Consider the following 16,805-nt stretch of genomic DNA (forward strand, 5'->3'; position numbering starts at 1 on the left):
GGTCCCCATCCGGCAACCTATTGATGCACTCCTTTCTGAACCTTCCGCCCTCTCCGTTTTGGGCCGTCGAGAAAGGGGAAATTAGCACAGTCTTAAGCCGGGCTCGATCAGGGTCGGGCAGTGTTCCAGTCAAGGTAAACGCGGTATTCCTGCTTGGTTCTAAGGTGGTGGAGGCCGGTATTATTAATGACGGCACTTACGAGGACTTTTGTTGCCTAGTAGCCAAGGATTACGTTGGATTCGAAGTTTTTTATCTCCCACATCGGGAGGAATCTGATGAGAAGATTGCTCGAATCTGTCGCGCTCATGGATTTAAGCTTCTTATATTGGACTTGCCGTTCGAGGTTGAGCTTGGTGGCCTTAATTGGTTGCCGGGGCACATCGTTTCACTCTATTCGGCATCGTTGTTTTTCTGTAAGGAGATCGATAGCAGGTTAAGCGTGAGATCGTATCCACTGCCAGTGGAAAGTGTCGAAAGAAAATTCAGTGAGTCTGTAAAGACTTGCTATGCATTTCTTGATGCTCTTTCTAACTAAGTCAGGTCTTTCCTATACCATGAGAAATTTCGTCAGGAATAAATACGTCCTGATTTGGTTGGCGAACATGCTTTTCGCCGCAATTCCATTTTTGCTTGTGCCATTCCTGTCACACCATATGAGCAAGGAGGATTTCGGCACTCTTTCCTTGATTGAGTCATCCATTCAGGTATTAATTCCGCTAATGGTGTTTGGCTCTGATGGGTATCTCAGTACTTCATTTCTGAACTTGGAAGAGGAAGGCCGAAAGCGCCTTGTTACGGCCTGCTTGTTCTTGACCATTTTGTCTTCAATGCTTGTTATTGTTGCATTGACGATACTCAAATTTCTGTTTCTTTCAGAAGCGACGTTGTCGTCCCAAAATTTTTATATATTTATCGGAATTTGCTTTCTGCAGTCAGTCTCTGCAGTTGCCGGAGCGCGACTTATCATCTCTGGTGAAAGTCATCAGTACCTGCTGTTCCGAGTCGCTCCCGCGTTGCTTGGTGCAATTCTGAGTTGCACCATTATTGTGCTCTGGACTCCTATGCTCATTGCACGGCTACTAGGTTTGCTCGCGGCCGGGGTCCTTGCTGTGCTATTAGTCATTCGGGTTTTCTCTTTTGAGCGGATTAAACTGCAAGATCTGAAGCCTGCATTGAAGAGTGCCGTTACATTTGGTGCAGGTGTTGTTGTTCATTCTTGGGCTGGTATTGTTTTTTTCTCTATTGATCGGCTCTTGCTTGGCACCTTTGCGAGCCGATCAGACCTTGCAATGTATACGGTTGCCTTGCAGCTTGGACTGATAATGTCGGTATTGCAGTCAAGCTTTAGTCAGATATGGAGTCCGTATGTATTCAGAACGCTCTCCGAACGGTCACTGTCTGCATCGCTGATGCGAATGGAATTTTATGCTGTCGGAGGCATCTTGCTGGCTGGATTTATCGTTGCTCTTGCGGTGAAACCGTATTTCTGGCTGTTTGTTCCGAAAGACTATCAGTCCGCTGCCGGGTTGTCTTATTTGATCATAGGGGGCTACACCGCACTTGGCATCTACAAGGTTTTTGTCCCTTATATTTACTTTGAAAAAAGGACAAAGCTGCTTGCAACCATTACGGTATCCCTTTGTGCAATAAATGGGGTGGTTTCGTTCTCTTGTATTAAGCTATTTGGCGTTACCGGCGCGGGTGTCGGCACTCTTATCTCCGGTGTTGTTTTTGCCGGGGTCGTTTACCTATCAGCCAGAAATATGCCTTGTCGAAAAAGAGCGTTTATATGCTGAGATTAATTCTAAAAGTTAGAAGGCTGATTCTGGGAATGATATTTACTGCCTTCGCAAAGCTGAGGCTTGGAAGCTATAAAGCAGATCTACGCTGCTTTGGCTTTACGGTGCTCACAAAAAACACTCATTTGGGGCGAAACGTTAATTTCAATGGAATGAAGATACGTGGTGGCGGACGTGTCTTGATTGGTGATAATTTTCACTCCGGTTCCGGCTGTGAAATCATCACGCAGAATCACAACTACAATGGTGAAAAAATTCCTTACGACGATACCTATATCGTTCGAGACGTAGTTATTGAGTCCAATGTCTGGCTGGGTAATAGAGTAATGGTTCTGCCCGGTGTCAGAATTGGCGAGGGGGCTATTATCCAGGCGGGTAGTGTTGTCGTAAAGGACATACCGCCATGCGCCATAGCCGGTGGTCATCCGGCAGCCGTTTTTTCATCCAGAGATGTAGATCACTACAATCGGTTGAAGGGCCAAGGCAGGTTTCACTGATGGAGTTGCTTGCGCGGCCTGATTTAAACCGAATGAAAGGCGGAGCAGGCGCAATTGTGTTTCTGACTGCGTTTTTCCTTCAGCAGTACGCAATCGACACCCCTGTAACACCGATCAGGCCTTATATGCTGGTTACGCTATTGGCATTGATTGTGGCCTGCTTTCATGTCATCTCTGGCAGTAAACTGGTTTTCAGGCTAGTTCCGTTGGACTATTGTGTCTTTGTCTTTTACTTTTTTTTGCTCTTTACCTCTTTGTATGCTGCTAATACGAAACTCGCCGTTCAGATGTTTTTTGGAGTAATTCTCCTGCTTGCGGCATACGGCGGCATTCGTTATTTTTTGATGCGTTTTGACTCCGATGCGTTTTACCGATGCTTTGCTCTGATCGCAAAATTTTACTTTGTTTCCTCCTTTCTGCTTTATTTGATGGGAATTTTTAGCTCGCTATACCTTGAGCGTCCAACCGTATTGCTTGGTGAATCCGAGGCTTACGCATTGTCGTGGGGCGTATATTTTGAGGGGGGGGTTATCCCCCGGTTAAGAGGCGTTACCGATAGCCCAAACAATTTTGCAATGTATGCATTGGTTCTGATTCCGATATGGTTCTTCGGTAGCGAGCCACCTCGTTTGCATTTCAAGATTCTTGCGGTTGCGTCTGTCGCTTTGACGCTGTCAGTATCTGCGTATATTGCTATTGCCCTAATGATTGCGACCTTCGTCTTTTGGAGGTTCCGGATTTCTTCAGGCCATATCAGTCAGCGTTTCGCCGCGCTTATCGTGGCTGGTGCCGTTACTCTCCTTGCGTCTGTAGTCTTACTCGCGGCATTTGATGGGGAGGCAAAAGAATTCATTAATAATATGATTGGCACCCGTCTGGAGCACGCTGCAACGGGTAGTGGTAGATTCGAGCTTTGGCAGTATTGCATGAATATCATCTCCGAAGGCCCCCTGTGGGGGTTTGGGCTTAATCAAGAGAGGGTTTTGCTTGCGCCACTACGTAATCTGCAGAGTGTGCACAATAATATTATTGGTGCGTATTTTTCCGGCGGAGCCATGGCTCTGTTCTTGTACTTGGTCCTGCTAATTCAGTTGGCTTGGACGTTTGTTTCAAAGGTCCTGCCTTACAGGGAACGAGTTTGGCTTTCGCTTTGCTGGATTTCACTGTTCGTTTTCTCTAACGTGAATGAAACACTTTTTGCGGATTCATTCTTTTTCTCTTTGGCCATTTTCTCCAGCACGGTTAATGTTTTTTGCCGATGTGAGGGGGATGAGGGTGGTGGGGAGGTTTCGTTGTAATGATTTATCGTCCCAAAAAAATATCGGTTTTAATGCCTGTCTACAATGAAGAGGAATACATCAGGCAAGCAATTGATGACATCCTAAGCCAGCAGGTTGGCGCACAAATTGAGTTGCTTGTGATCGATGGCAATAGCATGGACAGCACCAGCGATATTGTCAGCAAGATCGCCGAAATTGACCCTCGCGTGAAGCTGCTGCATAACCCTCACCGCACAGTGCCGTACGCATTGAATGCCGGTATCGCCGCTGCAGAAGGCGAGTACATAGCGCGGGTAGATGCTCATGCAAGCTATCCCTCCAACTATCTTGCAACCTTGTTGCAGGAAATGGACCGCTCCGATTGCGATAACGTCGGTTGTGTTATTGGTACCGTGCCGGGTGGAAATAGCATGGATGCGAGGTCGGTTGCTGTCTGTCTTGCGTCCCGGTTCGGGGTCGGAAACTCAGCCTTTCGGGTAGGGGTGAATGAACCTGTTTTCGTTGATACTGTCCCTTTCGGCTTCTACAAGCGGCACGTGTTTGACCGAATTGGCGGGTTTGACGTAGACCTGGACAGAAATCAGGACGACGAATTGAACTCTCGATTGCTTGCCAACGGTGGCCGAATACTTCTGTTGCCCAAACCGGTCATCACCTACGTTGCCCGGGATTCCTACCGAAAATTGTCTAAGATGTACTATCAGTATGGCCTGTTCAAGCCGTTGGCACTGGTAAAAAGCGGGCATCGGCCAACTATGCGGCAATTGGTGCCGAGCGTTTTTCTCATTGCATTGCTATTGGGCGGTATCGGCGCCATTTTCAGTAACGTCGCTACTCTCGGGTTACTGTTGTTGATACTGCTTTATGTTTCGGGAGCCTCGCTCACGTGGCGCGAAGCGGTCAAAGATCGGCGTTTGCCGTGTAGTGCCGCTAGTTGGGGCTGCGTCCTGAGATCTCTGTTTTGCATGCATATTTCATATGGAATAGGCTATCTGAAAGGAACGTTCCTTCTTCTGGCAGGACGTTCGCCAACGGGCCATGTCTCCGTCAACCGGTAGGGTAATTTCGTGAGTACATTTTTGCCTTTCGCCTTGCCTGAAATTGGCCAGGAAGAAATTGATGAGGTCATTGCCGTGCTGAAGTCCGGCTGGATCACCACGGGTCCAAGGGCGAAGCAGTTTGAGGCAGATTTTGCTTCCTATATCGGTGGTGATGTCGAAGCCATCGCTGTGAACTCCGCAACGGCTGGACTTCATCTCGCATTGGAAGCAATTGGGATTGGTCCTGGTGATGAGGTCATTATTCCCAGTTACACGTTTACCGCTACCGCTGAGGTAATCCGCTATTTGGGTGCGGACCCTGTTTTTGTCGATGTTGACGCCAAAACGCTTAACATTTCGCCGGATGCCATCCAGCGTGCGATTAGTGCTCGGACAAAAGCCATCATCCCGGTCCATTTTGCTGGGCTCGCTTGCGAAATGACAGAAATTCTTGCAACTGCAAGAAGGAATGGCCTGCGCGTGGTAGAGGACGCGGCACATTCCTTACCGACGACTTACCATGGACAGAAAATTGGCTCACTTGAGAGTGATGTTACCGTTTTTAGCTTTTACGCCAACAAGACCATGACAACCGGAGAGGGGGGGATGGTTGTATCGCGTGACAAGGAGGTGATTGCGCGTTGTAAAGTCATGCGCCTTCATGGCATTAGTCGAGATGCCTTCGACCGATATACGTCCGATAAACCATCGTGGTTTTACGAGGTGGTCGCGCCTGGTTTCAAATACAACATGCCTGATCTGGCGGCCGCTGTTGGAATACATCAGCTGAAAAGGCTCGATAGCTTTGCCGTGAAACGAGAGAACATGGCGAAACGATACGACGAAGCATTCTCTGATTTGCCGGTGATATCGCCAGCAAGGCCGGCAATGCCGACGGATATACATGCGTGGCATCTGTATCCAGTTCGACTGATGTCTGAAGCAAGGCTCGGCAGGGATGACTTCATAAAGGAAATGGCAAAACGTGGCATTGGGTGCTCCGTTCATTTTATCCCGTTACATCGGCAGCCCGTTTGGCGTGATGGTTACAAGCTGACGCCCGATCAGTTTCCTGCTTCTGAGAAGGCGTATTTGGCAGAGGTCAGTCTCCCGCTATATACGAGGATGAGCGATGTTGATCAGCAAAGGGTGATCGACAATGTCCGGGACTTGATCTACTGAGTGATGTGCCAGATGGCCGTTAAACGATCGTTCGACTTCATTGTTGCCTTATTCGGATTGCTGGGGTTGGCCCCACTTTTCTTGATTATGGCGGCTTGGATCAAGCTTGACTCAAAAGGCCCGGTATTTTTTCGCCAAGAACGGGTAGGGCTGCATGGGGTGCCATTCAGGATCCACAAATTCCGAACCATGACCCAGAATGCCGAAATAGCGGGGCAGCTTACGGTCGGCAAGGATTCTCGAGTGACAAAGGCTGGCAGTTTCCTGCGCAAGTACAAGCTTGATGAACTTCCACAGCTGATAGATGTGTTGGTCGGTCACATGAGCTTGGTTGGTCCGAGACCTGAGGTGCCAAAGTATGTGGCGCTTTATTCGGAAGCTGAAAAATCTCATATTTTTTCAGTCAGGCCAGGCATAACGGACGAAGCATCCATCTTGCTTGTCGATGAGAATGAGATTTTGTCCGTTCACGAAAATCCAGAGCGAGCGTATATCGAGCTCATCCTCCCTAAAAAAATTGCAATGTACAAAGACTACGTAAGTGGAAGAACGTTTGCCGGCGATTTTTACATTTTATTGAGAACTTTATTCAAAATCTTTTTTCGTTAACGTTATTTTGAGGTCGGGTCATGAGCGCGTTTATCATTGCTGAGGCTGGGGTGAATCACAATGGCTCGATTCAGTTGGCTTTGGAGTTGATTGAGGCAGCAGCTGAGGCTGGTGCAGATGCTGTCAAGTTTCAGTCCTTTAGTGCAGAAAAATTAGTGAGAGCCGGCGCAGAAAAGGCGGATTATCAGAAGGCTGCAACGGGTGATGGTGACCAACTGCAGATGTTGAAAAAGTTGGAGCTTTCGGTAGAGCAGCATCATTTGATGGCTTCACACTGCAAGCAAGTTGGCATTGAATTCATGTCGACCCCGTTTGATCCTGAGGCGGCGGAAATGCTGCTATCACTTGGGATGCGGCGTATCAAGATCCCCTCTGGAGAGATTACCAATCATCCCTTCTTGCGGTTCCTGGCAGCAAAAAATTGCCCGCTTATAATGTCGACCGGCATGGCGACGTTGGCCGAAGTGCAGGAGGCCGTAACCGTTATTGCGAACGAGCGTGAGCGAATCGGCAATGCTGCTCCTCTTCAGTCATTCCTCAATGTCCTGCATTGCACGTCCAACTATCCTGCATCAGACAGTGATGTAAATCTTCGTGCGATGATTACCATGAGGGATGTGCTTGGCGTTCCTGTTGGATACTCGGATCACACCTTGGGGGTCGCTGTTCCTACCGCCGCGGTCGCGCTCGGGGCGACAGTTATCGAGAAGCATTTCACTCTGGACAAGTCGTTGTCTGGCCCTGACCATAAAGCCTCACTTGACCCCAATGAGCTGGCAATCATGGTCAATCAAATCAGGAGTGTCGAGCGGGCACTAGGGTCTGCTGTGAAAGGGCCGGCAGACGCGGAGTTGCCGATCAGGGCGTTGGTCAGGCGTAGTGTGACAACCATTCGTCCGCTTGTTTCAGGGCAGATCATCGCCCCGGAAGACCTCGCCTTGCTAAGGCCGGGCACCGGCATTGCTCCAAAGGATTATGAGGCGGTGCTGGGTAGGAGGGCTGCAAGGGACATTGCTGAAGGCACCACGTTGCAGTGGGGCGATATTGGTGGCTGAGATGAACCGTCGAAAGATCTGTTATGTGACTGGAACGCGTGCAGACTTCGGGTTGATGCGCTCAGCACTCAACAAAATCCATATCGCTCCAAGTCTAGAGCTGCAGTTATTGGTAACGGGCATGCATCTCGCCGATCGCTTTGGCGAGACTGTTAGTGAAATCGAAGCTTCTGGGTTTCCCGTGTCTGCCCGAGTTGGGTGCCAGTTTCAGGATTTCACTGGCGCAGAAATGGCGAAGAACATTGGTCGGATGCTGATTGGCTTTGTGGATGCAATGCAGACGAGTCGTCCAGACACGGTTATTGTGCTTGGAGACCGTGGCGAAATGCTGGCCGCAACCATTGCGGCAGTGCATCTGCGGATCCCTGTAGTACATCTGCATGGCGGAGAGCGCTCAGGTACGGTGGATGAGCCAGTTCGTCATGCGATATCGAAGTTTGCGAATTGGCATCTGGTAGCAACAGACGAGTCTATGCATCGGTTGGTAAAAATGGGTGAGCGTGCCGACCGGATAAAGGTGATTGGTGCTCCTGGCCTTGACGGACTTATCGAGGCCGCCTCAGTTGGGCGTTCCGATATATGTCGGGATTTCGGGTTCGATGAAAAAATGCCTATCGCGCTCTACCTCTTTCACCCCACAATGCATGATGCATTTGCGCCGCAGGTTATGGCTCGTAACTTGATGGAGGCCTTGCTTGAGTCCAAGCATCAAGTAATTGCGCTTATGCCAAATTCAGATGCGGGAAGCGAAGAGGTTGCTGCATATCTTCAGGGGCTGCATGGACGTGGTAGCGTCAAGGTGATGAAGCATCTCGAACGCCATCGTTTCGTTTCAGCTATGTCAGTGGCTGATATTATGGTAGGCAATTCCAGTAGCGGAATCATTGAGGCCGCTTCTTTTGGAACTCCTGTCCTTAATGTTGGCTGTCGGCAGAATCTGCGTCAGCGTAATTCCAACGTTACTGATTGCGATGGTGATCGTTCCCGATTAAGCGCTGTGGTTGCTCAGATCAGCGGAAAGCGATTTTCGCGTACTAACTGCTATGGCGATGGAATGGCGGGCTCAAGAGTGGTCGATTTTTTATTGACTGCAGACTTTTCCCAAAATGTGGTTGATAAGTGCAATGCTTACTGACGACTCCTTGGTTATAGTTGGCGCCGGCGGTCACGGACGGGTAGTCGCAGACGCTCTGCTGTGTACGTCGCCTAGCTTTTCATTGTTTTTTGCCGATGACAATCCAGCTCTGCTTGGGCAGATGCTGCTCGGCATTCCCGTGGTCGGTCCGGTTCGTGGCATTTCACCACACGGCAAAAGGTATCATGTTGCGATTGGTGATAATTCCGTGCGGCGGCGTGTCCTTGATGGCATGCCGTCTGGTGTACAGGTGACCATCATCCATCCAAGGTCAGTTGTCTCAATGCACGCTGTCATTGGCGGTGGTACATTTTTGGCTGCTGGCAGCGTCATCGCTGCTGGCGCTTGCGTTGGACAGTTTACGATTATCAATCATTGCGCTGTAGTGGATCATGACTGTCGTATTGGCCGCTTTTGTCACATCGCTCCTTCGGTCACGCTTGGTGGTGGTGTTTCGGTTGGCGACGGAGTGTTTGTCGGAGCCGGAGCCGTCGTTTTGCCGAATCTGGTCATAGGCGAGAACGCAGTGATTGGCGCAGGTGCTGTGGTAACGAAAAGTGTGCCTGCCAACATTACCGTAGCAGGTGTGCCTGCACGGGAGTTCATGAGGGATGGTAAGTGATTCAGCACATTACGGTTAAACGCTCTGACACTATCCGGGACGCAATGCGGAGACTGGATGCTTCCGCTGCTGGCATTCTCTTGCTTGTACAGGATGATGGTCTGTTCGAGCGAACGGTTACTGACGGAGATCTACGGCGCCTGCTTTTGCAAGGGCATGAGCTCGGCGCGTTTTTGAGTGAGTTACCTAAGACCGCATCATTTACCTTAAAGGAAAATGAATACACAAAGGCAGATGCTTTGGCTTTGATGAATGCAAAAACCGTTAATCACGTTCCTATTATCGATTCAGCAGGGAATGCTGTTGGCTTGCTAAGCAGAAAGGATGTTGATGAGTATGTTTTGCTCTCAACTCCACATATGGGCGATGCTGAGCGTGAGTTTGTCGAGGAAGCGTTTCGAACCAACTGGATCGCGCCACTGGGTCCGAATGTGGATGCATTTGAGCGTGAGTTGGCAGATTGGGTCGGTATTCGGCATGCTGCTGCGGTGAGTTCGGGAACCGCAGCCATTCATTTGGCACTGCGATTGCTGGACGTAGGGCAGGGGGATATCGTTTTTTGTTCTGCGCTCACCTTTGTTGCGACAGCCAATCCCATTGTTTACCAAGGGGCTGAGCCGGTTTTTATCGACTCCGATCCGGATAGCTGGAATATGTCTCCTGTCGCACTTGAGTCGGCGCTGAAACAGGCTCGTGCGTCAGGTCGTCTACCGAAGGCGGTCATCATTGTAAACCTGTATGGCCAGAGTGCCGACATGGATCCGCTGCTTTCGCTATGTGACCAATATGGCGTTCCGGTTATCGAGGACGCAGCAGAGTCGCTTGGTGCAACTTACAAACAGCGGGCGAGTGGAACGTTTGGCCGAATCGGTATTTTTTCATTCAATGGCAACAAAATCATTACTACATCAGGTGGTGGAATGCTGGTGTCGGATGACGAGTCTTTGGTGAAGAAGGCGCGTTTTCTAGCTACTCAAGCTAGGGAGCCGGTACCGCATTACGAGCATCAAACGGTTGGTTACAATTACAGAATGAGCAACTTGCTCGCTGGCGTCGGCCGTGGCCAACTGAAAGTACTTTCCGACAGGGTTTCCGCCAGACGTCAGGTTTTTGAACGTTATCGCGAAGCGCTGGCTGATTTGCCTGCTATTGAGTGGATGCCGGAGCCGGCTTGGAGTCTTTCGAATCGATGGCTGACTACTGGAACCGTCCAGTCTCGGTATACAGATGTCAGTGCATTGGAGTTCATCAAGCGCCTCGCAGCTGAGCTTATAGAGGCGAGGCCTGTTTGGAAACCAATGCAGCTTCAGCCGGTCTTCTCCGGTTGTAGATATTTCTGCCACGAAAATGAGTCGGTTTCCGCTCGGCTATTCGAAACGGGTTTTTGTTTGCCTTCAGGGTCAAACATGACGGAACGGCAACAATGTAGGGTCATTGAAGCAGTTAGAAAGATTTTGGCATAGTCAAAATCTCTCGAAAGCGTTCAAAATTCTGTGCCAGCCTGACCGGTTAGATACTCAGTGGTGAATCTAATCGGCTCTCAAAGTAGGTCGTCAACTGCGACAGTGTCAAATTCCAGTTATGGACGGGCACCTTCCAATTTGCCTGGCTTGGTCGGAATATTGAGTGGATGAATTTCGTAACTGACCAAAGAATTTTAAATGTTTGTCGGAATGCTGTGTTTTCAGAAAGTGTAGGACAGTCGCACTGAGGCCCATTTAAGGTCATCTTTTGTTGAGCGACCTTCATCTGTTGGCACATCGGTACTGACATCAACATCTGAGGCTGTCAGCTCAGCCGCCACAATCCACTCGCTGCTTAGTCGATACTTCAGTCCGAAGCCGTAGCCATATCCGTACGAGGGTTGCTCGCGAAAGTAGCGTGCAATGCCGCCATGAAAACTGAAGGCCAAGTTGTTTGAGAGACGATAATCCAGATCGGCAAGGCGCCACATCAGGACGTTTTCAGAGCCGCCCCAGTTGGTAGCTTCTTCAATTAGCCATTCGACACTGGTTCCAAGTTGCCAGCTGCTGTTGACCGGTCGATAAATGCGGAGGTAGACATTAGGTCTGAGGTCTTGCTCGGCGTCCTTCCCACCGTTCCGCGTACGCAGAACGCTTGCGCCAAGCCCCAGTTCGGTATTCCAGTCGTCTGCATAGCTGTAACAGGGCAGCAGCATTGCGCTCAAGACCAATGCGATTCTCAATGCGCGTTTCCTCATTACCATTGCACCGCAATTTCGGCCCGGCGGAAGGTTTCGTCGTATACAGATCTTCCGGCAAGCAGGTTCAGGTTTAGTCGAAAGCCGGCAATCATCACCGAATAACGCAGACCAAGCTCTTTCCCGACGTGATAATCGAAACCGGCGTAGCTCGCATTTTCGATCTGGCGGTAGGCAATTTCCAGCCGGCTTTCTGCGTCCGTTTGCCAACCGATTGACACGCTTTGCGCGGTAGCGCCCGCACTGCTGCCAAACTCCCGTTCATTGGCTCCCCAGTGCCCCATAACTACGCCATCATTCGTGTAGCCGTTTTGATATATATGGTGGAAATACCAATAATTCTGCCACTGGCTGAACTCGTAGTTGAATGACCAGTTGCCATCGAACAGAAACGGAAAATAGAACCCACCTGAAACGGCCAGGTTGCCAAGCTTTGTGTTCGACAGGGCGGCGGTGTCTTCCGCTGCATACTCAAAGTAGATGGCGAAAGGTGTGTTACCTGAGAAGTTCATCCGGTTGGAAATGGCGGCTTGTTGATTGCCAAGTTCACAGTTATTGGGGTCATCTTCGGGGCAATCTGTTGGGTTGTCATTGCTGACAGGATCGATGAAGGCATCCCAAATACTGCCGGCATCCACTTTTCGCGAGCCACCACCAAATTGCATGGTTCGCGTGAGTCCGATGGTCCAGCCATCCACGGGTTCGAAGCTGAGGTGAGTGCCCAACAAAGCCGGGCGACCGGATTCGAGCTGATCACCGTAGCGAATGTTTTCGGTTTCCTCCAGTCGGGAAACGAACACCTCGTAGTGCAAGTTCCACCAATTGTCAAAGGGGAGTGGGTTGCTGAGGCCAATCGAAACCGATGGCCGCGCGTTGGTCGACAGCAGCATGGCGGATTGCTGAAACGGCGACAGCCAGTGTTCCCGATACCCGACATCCAGCTGGATGCTGTCATTGCCCAGTGCGAGGTAGCTTTCTACCGGTAAGGTGTCGTCAGGGTTGTCCCGAGTCAGGCCGCCGACTGAGAGGGCGAGCCAACCGGGGCCAACATATTGTGCGTTTGCGGATGCCCGAAACTGCGAGTCCAGGAATTCGCCGCGGGCATTGGCGAGCCGTTGTCCCGTGGCATCACCGCGCTCTAGTGCGGCAGTCACTTCGGCGCGGGCCAGCCCGGTTTCACTGTAACGGCGCAAGCCATCGGCGATTTGCTTGGCGAGGCCAGGGTAGCGAGCAGACAGGCGCGGCAGGTAATGCTGCACTTCACTGACGACGTACGGACGACGCATGGTCGGCAGGTTGCTGACCACTGCCATCTGGGCAATGCGGCCGTTGAGGTAATCGTCTTGCAGGGAAACATAGAGGCTGACGTCGCCGGCGTTTGCCGAGAAGCCGGTCAGCGTCGCAACCCCCGTCAGGATGGCGACCATACCGCCGCGCATGCTGGTCAGTCCTTTGCTGCCACCCTTGGCGTAGGTCCCTGTTGTCCGTGTCATCGCGCGTCAGAAATTATTACATCAGGCATGTTGGTCGATGTTATCACAGCCTTTCCGGTTTTCACGTCTGCCGGTCAGCCACCTGATTTTGTGCGGTACTTCCGTTCGTACACTTCTGCACAGATTGCTTTTTGGTTTGCCTGCTACACTTTTTGGGTCCCGGGACCGTCACGGAGTTGATGGCGCCAGGCTCCCGCGCGTGTTGGGTGGGGCCGCACCGTCTCGGGAGTCAACGTTTGACTATGTAAAGCGTTATGACGGGTGATGTGCGCCGTTCTGGCCGCGTTCATTGGCAACCAAATGGGATTTGAAATGCCGTATCGAACAGTCGTGGGTTCGTTATTGTCGTTCTTTTTTTCAGCGCCGCGTGCCGTCAAGCGATTGATCGAAATCGCTTTGGATGTCGTGCTGATTCCGCTGGCCATTCTCGGCGCCTGGCTGCTGCGCTCCAGCAGCCAAATGCATCTTGATCTCAACGACCCTGCGGTCTGGGCCACGCTTGCCGGCACTGTCATCGGCACCGTCATTGTTTTTGCCCGTATCGGGCTTTATCGGGCGGTGTTGCGTTACCTCAGCTCAAAGGTGTGGCTGACGGTGGCGGTCGGCGTGCTTTGTTCCGCGTTGATGCTGGGGTTCTTTTCCTTTATCACCCGCACGCCAATGCCACGCTCGGTGCCAATTATTTACGCCCTTGTGGCGCTGTTACTGATTGGCAGTTCGCGCTTCTTGATTCGCGCCATCGTTCATGCCCATTCCCGGCCGATTCGTGAGTCGGTGGTGATCTATGGCGCCGGTGCTGCCGGTAGTCAGCTGGCTACCGCGCTGTCGGTGGGCCGGGAATATATGCCGGTTGCGTTTGTCGATGACGACCCGTCACTGCTCCATGCCGAGGTACAAGGCTTGACGGTCTATCCGCCGTCGGCAATGGCTGAACTCATCAAGCGTTATCAGGTTGATCGGGTATTGCTGGCGGTGCCGTCCCTTTCCAAAGCGCAGCGTCATCGCATTCTGCTGACGCTGGAGCAATTCCCGGTGCAGGTGCAAACCATTGCCGGCATGGCGGATCTGGTGAGCGGCAAAGCCAGAATTCAGGAATTGCATGACATCGAAATCGATGACTTGCTCGGCCGCGATCCGGTCAAGCCCATTGAAGGTCTGATGGCACGCTGCATCACCGGCCGCGTGGTGATGGTAACCGGGGCCGGTGGTTCAATTGGCTCCGAATTGTGCCGGCAAATCATGGCATGCGCGCCGAAGGAGCTGGTGCTGTTCGAGCGTAATGAGTTCGCCCTGTACAACATTGAGCAAGAGTTGCGGAAATGGTGTGAGAAGTGCAGTTGCCCAACCATTGTTCACGCCATGTTGGGCGATGTGCAGGAGCGGTCGTTGGTTGGCCGGGTGATGAAGCGGTTTCACGTCCAGACGGTGTATCACGCGGCGGCCTACAAGCACGTGCCGATTGTCGAGCTCAACATGGTGCAAGGTGTCCGCAACAATGTACTGGGAACCTGGCATACCGCTCAGGCCGCCATTGAATGCGGTGTCGAGACCTTTGTGCTCATTTCTACCGACAAGGCCGTGCGCTCCACCAATGTGATGGGTGCCAGCAAACGCATGGCCGAGCTCTGTCTGCAAGCGCTGGCCGATTCGCAAAAGAAAACCCGGATCTGCATGGTCCGGTTTGGCAATGTGCTCGGCTCATCCGGCTCGGTGGTGCCGCTGTTCAATGAGCAAATTCGCAAGGGTGGCCCGGTGACGGTGACCCATCCCGATGTCATTCGTTATTTCATGACCATACCGGAAGCGGCCCAGCTGGTAATTCAGGCCGGGGCAATGAGCAAAGGCGGCGACGTCTTTTTGCTGGATATGGGCGAACCGGTGCAAATCGCCGAGTTGGCCAAACGGATGATTCGGCTGATGGGTTTGACCGTGCAGGATGATGTCAATCCGGACGGTGATATCGCGATTCAGTACACCGGCTTACGGCCCGGTGAGAAACTGTTTGAAGAACTGCTGATTGGTGACAATGTCTCCGGCACCGAACATGCGCGCATCATGCGGGCAGAAGAGAAAATGCTGCCGTACGCAGAATTGGTTGGGGTGCTCAAGCAGTTGGAGTTGGCCTGCGCAACGGGCGATTGCGATTCGCTGCGCCGTATACTGCTGGAAATGCCCACCGACTATCAACCGCAGCAGGGAATTCGCGACGAGGTTTGGCTGGAAGAGGAGCACCATCCGTCGATACCCGACAGCAAGGTCGTGTCGCTGCATTGAGCCGGACTGATGCCGGCAAGACGTTGCAGAAAGCAAAAACGGAGGCCAAGGCCTCCGTTTTTTTGCTGCTGCAATGCTGCAGTGTGAATTTGGCGCCCTGACCTGGATTTGAACCAGGGACACACGGATTAACAGTCCGTTGCTCTACCGACTGAGCTATCAGGGCGTACCGCATAAAGCGGACGCGCATAATAATGGCTTTGGGTAGCCGACGCAACGGCTAAATTTGTCAGTGTTATCCGTGACTTGCGGTTGGCGAAGTTTCAACCAGTCTGGCTGTTCGGCGGCTGTCCTACCGCTGCTCAATGCCTGTTCAAGGACTGGCCAAAAAGCAAACGGGCAGCCATTGGCTGCCCGTTTGGAAACCGGTAGTCGGCTCTCAGCGTGCCGATTCGGCCGCCGCTTTCAGCCGCTTTACCGCTTCTTCCAGCACGCCCATCGACGTTGCGTACGACAAGCGCATATGGCCTTCGGAGCCAAAGGCAGAGCCGGGCACCAAGGCCAGGTCGTGGGCGTTGATCAGGTGTTCCGCCAGCTCCAGATCGGTCTTCAGTTTCAATGCCTTGATGAGACCGGAAACGTTCGGGAACGCGTAAAACGTCCCGTCCGACGGCAAGCAGCTGACGCCGGGGATGGCGTTCAGCGCCGCGACCAGGTAATCGTGGCGCTGCTTGAAGGCCTTGACCATCGGCACCATGCAGCTCTGGTCGCCATTCAGGGCGGCGACCGAAGCGGCTTGGGAAATGGAGCAGGGGTTCGAGGTGCTCTGGCTCTGGACGGTATCCATCGCGGTCATCAGGTTGACCGGTCCGGCGGCGTAGCCAATGCGCCAGCCAGTCATCGCGTAGGCCTTGGAGACGCCGTTGAGCACAATGGTGCGATCGTACAGTTCCGGGCAGACGTTCAGGATGTTGTGGAATTTTTCCTCGGTCCAGAGGATGTGCTCGTACATGTCGTCGGTGGCGACCATGACGTGCGGGTGGCGCAGCAGCACCTCGGCCAGTGCCCTCAGCTCGGTCGAGGAGTAGGCAATACCGGACGGGTTCGACGGGCTGTTCAGCACGACCAACCGGGTTTTGGGGGTAATGGCGCGTTCCAGCTGGGCCGCGGTGATTTTCAGGTGCTGCTCGACCGTGGTGTTCAGAATGACCGGCACGCCTTCGGCGATGATGACGATATCCGGGTAGCTGACCCAGTAGGGGGCCGGGATGATGACTTCATCACCCGGATTCAGCAGGGCCTGGCACAGGTTGAAGAAGCTTTGCTTGCCGCCTGACGAGACCAGCACTTGCTTGCGGTTGTAGCTCAAGCCATTGTCGCGCTTGAACTTCTCTATAATCGCGTCCTTCAGCTGCGGGGTGCCGCCGACTGGCGTGTATTTGGTGTCGCCACGCTTGATGGCGGCGATCGCGGCTTCCTTGATGTGTTCCGGGGTATCAAAGTCCGGTTCGCCAGTACCGAGGCCAACGATATTGCGGCCTTGCGCTTTCAGCTCGGCGGCGCGGGCGGCGACCGCCAGCGTCGGCGAAGGTTTGACATTTTGAACACGATTGGAGAGGCGGATTTCGAAAGCCGACACGATTACTGACACCACGTT

At 52.3% G+C, this 16,805-nt stretch carries 14 protein-coding genes and 1 tRNA gene; 11 read left to right on the plus strand and 4 right to left on the minus strand.

The window, feature by feature from the left end; all coding sequences use genetic code 11:
- Window positions 1-555 precede the first annotated feature (555 nt).
- The 10 genes from HPT27_RS10235 to HPT27_RS10280 are packed head-to-tail and all read left to right on the plus strand — an operon-like array spanning window position 556 to window position 10,683.
- Complete coding sequence (locus HPT27_RS10235; RefSeq protein ID WP_172242658.1) at window positions 556-1,797, plus strand: lipopolysaccharide biosynthesis protein; 1,242 nt, start codon at window positions 556-558, stop codon at window positions 1,795-1,797.
- Window positions 1,791-2,297, plus strand: coding sequence for an acyltransferase (locus tag HPT27_RS10240; protein WP_172242661.1), 507 nt, complete (start codon window positions 1,791-1,793; stop codon window positions 2,295-2,297). Before HPT27_RS10235 ends, HPT27_RS10240 begins: the two co-directional genes overlap by 7 nt.
- The gene (locus tag HPT27_RS10245; RefSeq protein WP_172242664.1) at window positions 2,297-3,595 is read left to right on the plus strand and encodes an O-antigen ligase family protein; all 1,299 of its coding nucleotides are present in this window, start codon (window positions 2,297-2,299) and stop codon (window positions 3,593-3,595) included. The genes HPT27_RS10240 and HPT27_RS10245 overlap by 1 nt, the downstream gene beginning before the upstream one ends.
- Window positions 3,595-4,635, plus strand: a complete 1,041-nt coding sequence (locus tag HPT27_RS10250) for a glycosyltransferase family 2 protein (protein WP_172242667.1) — start codon at window positions 3,595-3,597, stop codon at window positions 4,633-4,635. Before HPT27_RS10245 ends, HPT27_RS10250 begins: the two co-directional genes overlap by 1 nt.
- A gap of 9 nt (window positions 4,636-4,644) precedes the next feature.
- Window positions 4,645-5,799: a DegT/DnrJ/EryC1/StrS family aminotransferase gene (locus tag HPT27_RS10255; protein WP_172242670.1), complete on the plus strand. Its 1,155-nt coding sequence runs from the start codon at window positions 4,645-4,647 to the stop codon at window positions 5,797-5,799.
- Between the two features lie 12 nt (window positions 5,800-5,811).
- Window positions 5,812-6,408 (plus strand): sugar transferase, encoded by a 597-nt coding sequence (locus HPT27_RS10260; protein ID WP_172242673.1) that lies wholly within the window; start codon window positions 5,812-5,814, stop codon window positions 6,406-6,408.
- A 20-nt stretch (window positions 6,409-6,428) separates the two neighbouring features.
- Entirely contained in the window at window positions 6,429-7,463 is a 1,035-nt protein-coding gene (neuB, locus tag HPT27_RS10265) for an N-acetylneuraminate synthase (protein WP_172242676.1), read from the plus strand.
- Window position 7,464: 1 nt separating this feature from the next.
- Window positions 7,465-8,598, plus strand: coding sequence for a UDP-N-acetylglucosamine 2-epimerase (gene neuC / locus HPT27_RS10270; RefSeq protein WP_172242679.1), 1,134 nt, complete (start codon window positions 7,465-7,467; stop codon window positions 8,596-8,598).
- A complete protein-coding gene (locus tag HPT27_RS10275; RefSeq protein WP_172242682.1) occupies window positions 8,588-9,220 on the plus strand; it encodes an acetyltransferase in 633 nt (210 codons plus the stop codon). Before neuC ends, HPT27_RS10275 begins: the two co-directional genes overlap by 11 nt.
- Complete coding sequence (locus HPT27_RS10280; protein ID WP_328820680.1) at window positions 9,217-10,683, plus strand: aminotransferase class I/II-fold pyridoxal phosphate-dependent enzyme; 1,467 nt, start codon at window positions 9,217-9,219, stop codon at window positions 10,681-10,683. The genes HPT27_RS10275 and HPT27_RS10280 overlap by 4 nt, the downstream gene beginning before the upstream one ends.
- A 221-nt stretch (window positions 10,684-10,904) precedes the next feature.
- Here the strand turns inward: HPT27_RS10280 and HPT27_RS10285 are convergent, their stop codons facing one another.
- Both HPT27_RS10285 and HPT27_RS10290 read right to left on the minus strand, forming a co-directional pair.
- The gene (locus HPT27_RS10285; protein WP_172242685.1) at window positions 10,905-11,426 is read right to left on the minus strand and encodes a hypothetical protein; all 522 of its coding nucleotides are present in this window, start codon (window positions 11,424-11,426) and stop codon (window positions 10,905-10,907) included.
- A 14-nt stretch (window positions 11,427-11,440) separates the two neighbouring features.
- Window positions 11,441-12,880, minus strand: a complete 1,440-nt coding sequence (locus HPT27_RS10290; protein WP_172242688.1) for a capsule assembly Wzi family protein — start codon at window positions 12,878-12,880, stop codon at window positions 11,441-11,443.
- Window positions 12,881-13,246: 366 nt separating this feature from the next.
- Here HPT27_RS10290 and HPT27_RS10295 point away from each other — a divergent pair, with 366 nt between their 5' ends.
- Window positions 13,247-15,208, plus strand: a complete 1,962-nt coding sequence (locus HPT27_RS10295; protein WP_172242691.1) for a nucleoside-diphosphate sugar epimerase/dehydratase — start codon at window positions 13,247-13,249, stop codon at window positions 15,206-15,208.
- Between the two features lie 90 nt (window positions 15,209-15,298).
- Here HPT27_RS10295 and HPT27_RS10300 read toward each other — a convergent pair.
- Together HPT27_RS10300 and HPT27_RS10305 are read right to left on the minus strand one after the other, a co-directional pair.
- Window positions 15,299-15,374: transfer RNA gene (locus HPT27_RS10300), tRNA-Asn, on the minus strand.
- Between the two features lie 213 nt (window positions 15,375-15,587).
- On the minus strand, window positions 15,588-16,787 hold the full coding sequence (locus tag HPT27_RS10305; protein WP_328820681.1) for a pyridoxal phosphate-dependent aminotransferase: 1,200 nt from the start codon (window positions 16,785-16,787) through the stop codon (window positions 15,588-15,590).
- Window positions 16,788-16,805 lie beyond the last annotated feature (18 nt).

The sequence above is a fragment of the Permianibacter fluminis genome (assembly GCF_013179735.1).
Taxonomy (GTDB): domain Bacteria; phylum Pseudomonadota; class Gammaproteobacteria; order Enterobacterales; family Permianibacteraceae; genus Permianibacter; species Permianibacter fluminis.

Excerpts from the sequence above, each read along its gene's own strand:
- HPT27_RS10235 (WP_172242658.1), top strand. The coding sequence starts at position 556 with ATGAGAAATTTCGTCAGGAATAAATACGTCCTGATTTGGTTGGCGAAC.
- HPT27_RS10240 (WP_172242661.1), top strand. The coding sequence starts at position 1,791 with ATGCTGAGATTAATTCTAAAAGTTAGAAGGCTGATTCTGGGAATGATA.
- HPT27_RS10245 (WP_172242664.1), top strand. The coding sequence starts at position 2,297 with ATGGAGTTGCTTGCGCGGCCTGATTTAAACCGAATGAAAGGCGGAGCA.
- HPT27_RS10250 (WP_172242667.1), top strand. The coding sequence starts at position 3,595 with ATGATTTATCGTCCCAAAAAAATATCGGTTTTAATGCCTGTCTACAAT.
- HPT27_RS10260 (WP_172242673.1), top strand. The coding sequence starts at position 5,812 with ATGGCCGTTAAACGATCGTTCGACTTCATTGTTGCCTTATTCGGATTG.
- neuB (WP_172242676.1), top strand. The coding sequence starts at position 6,429 with ATGAGCGCGTTTATCATTGCTGAGGCTGGGGTGAATCACAATGGCTCG.
- neuC (WP_172242679.1), top strand. The coding sequence starts at position 7,465 with ATGAACCGTCGAAAGATCTGTTATGTGACTGGAACGCGTGCAGACTTC.
- HPT27_RS10275 (WP_172242682.1), top strand. The coding sequence starts at position 8,588 with ATGCTTACTGACGACTCCTTGGTTATAGTTGGCGCCGGCGGTCACGGA.
- HPT27_RS10290 (WP_172242688.1), bottom strand. The coding sequence starts at position 12,880 with ATGCGCGGCGGTATGGTCGCCATCCTGACGGGGGTTGCGACGCTGACC.
- HPT27_RS10295 (WP_172242691.1), top strand. The coding sequence starts at position 13,247 with ATGCCGTATCGAACAGTCGTGGGTTCGTTATTGTCGTTCTTTTTTTCA.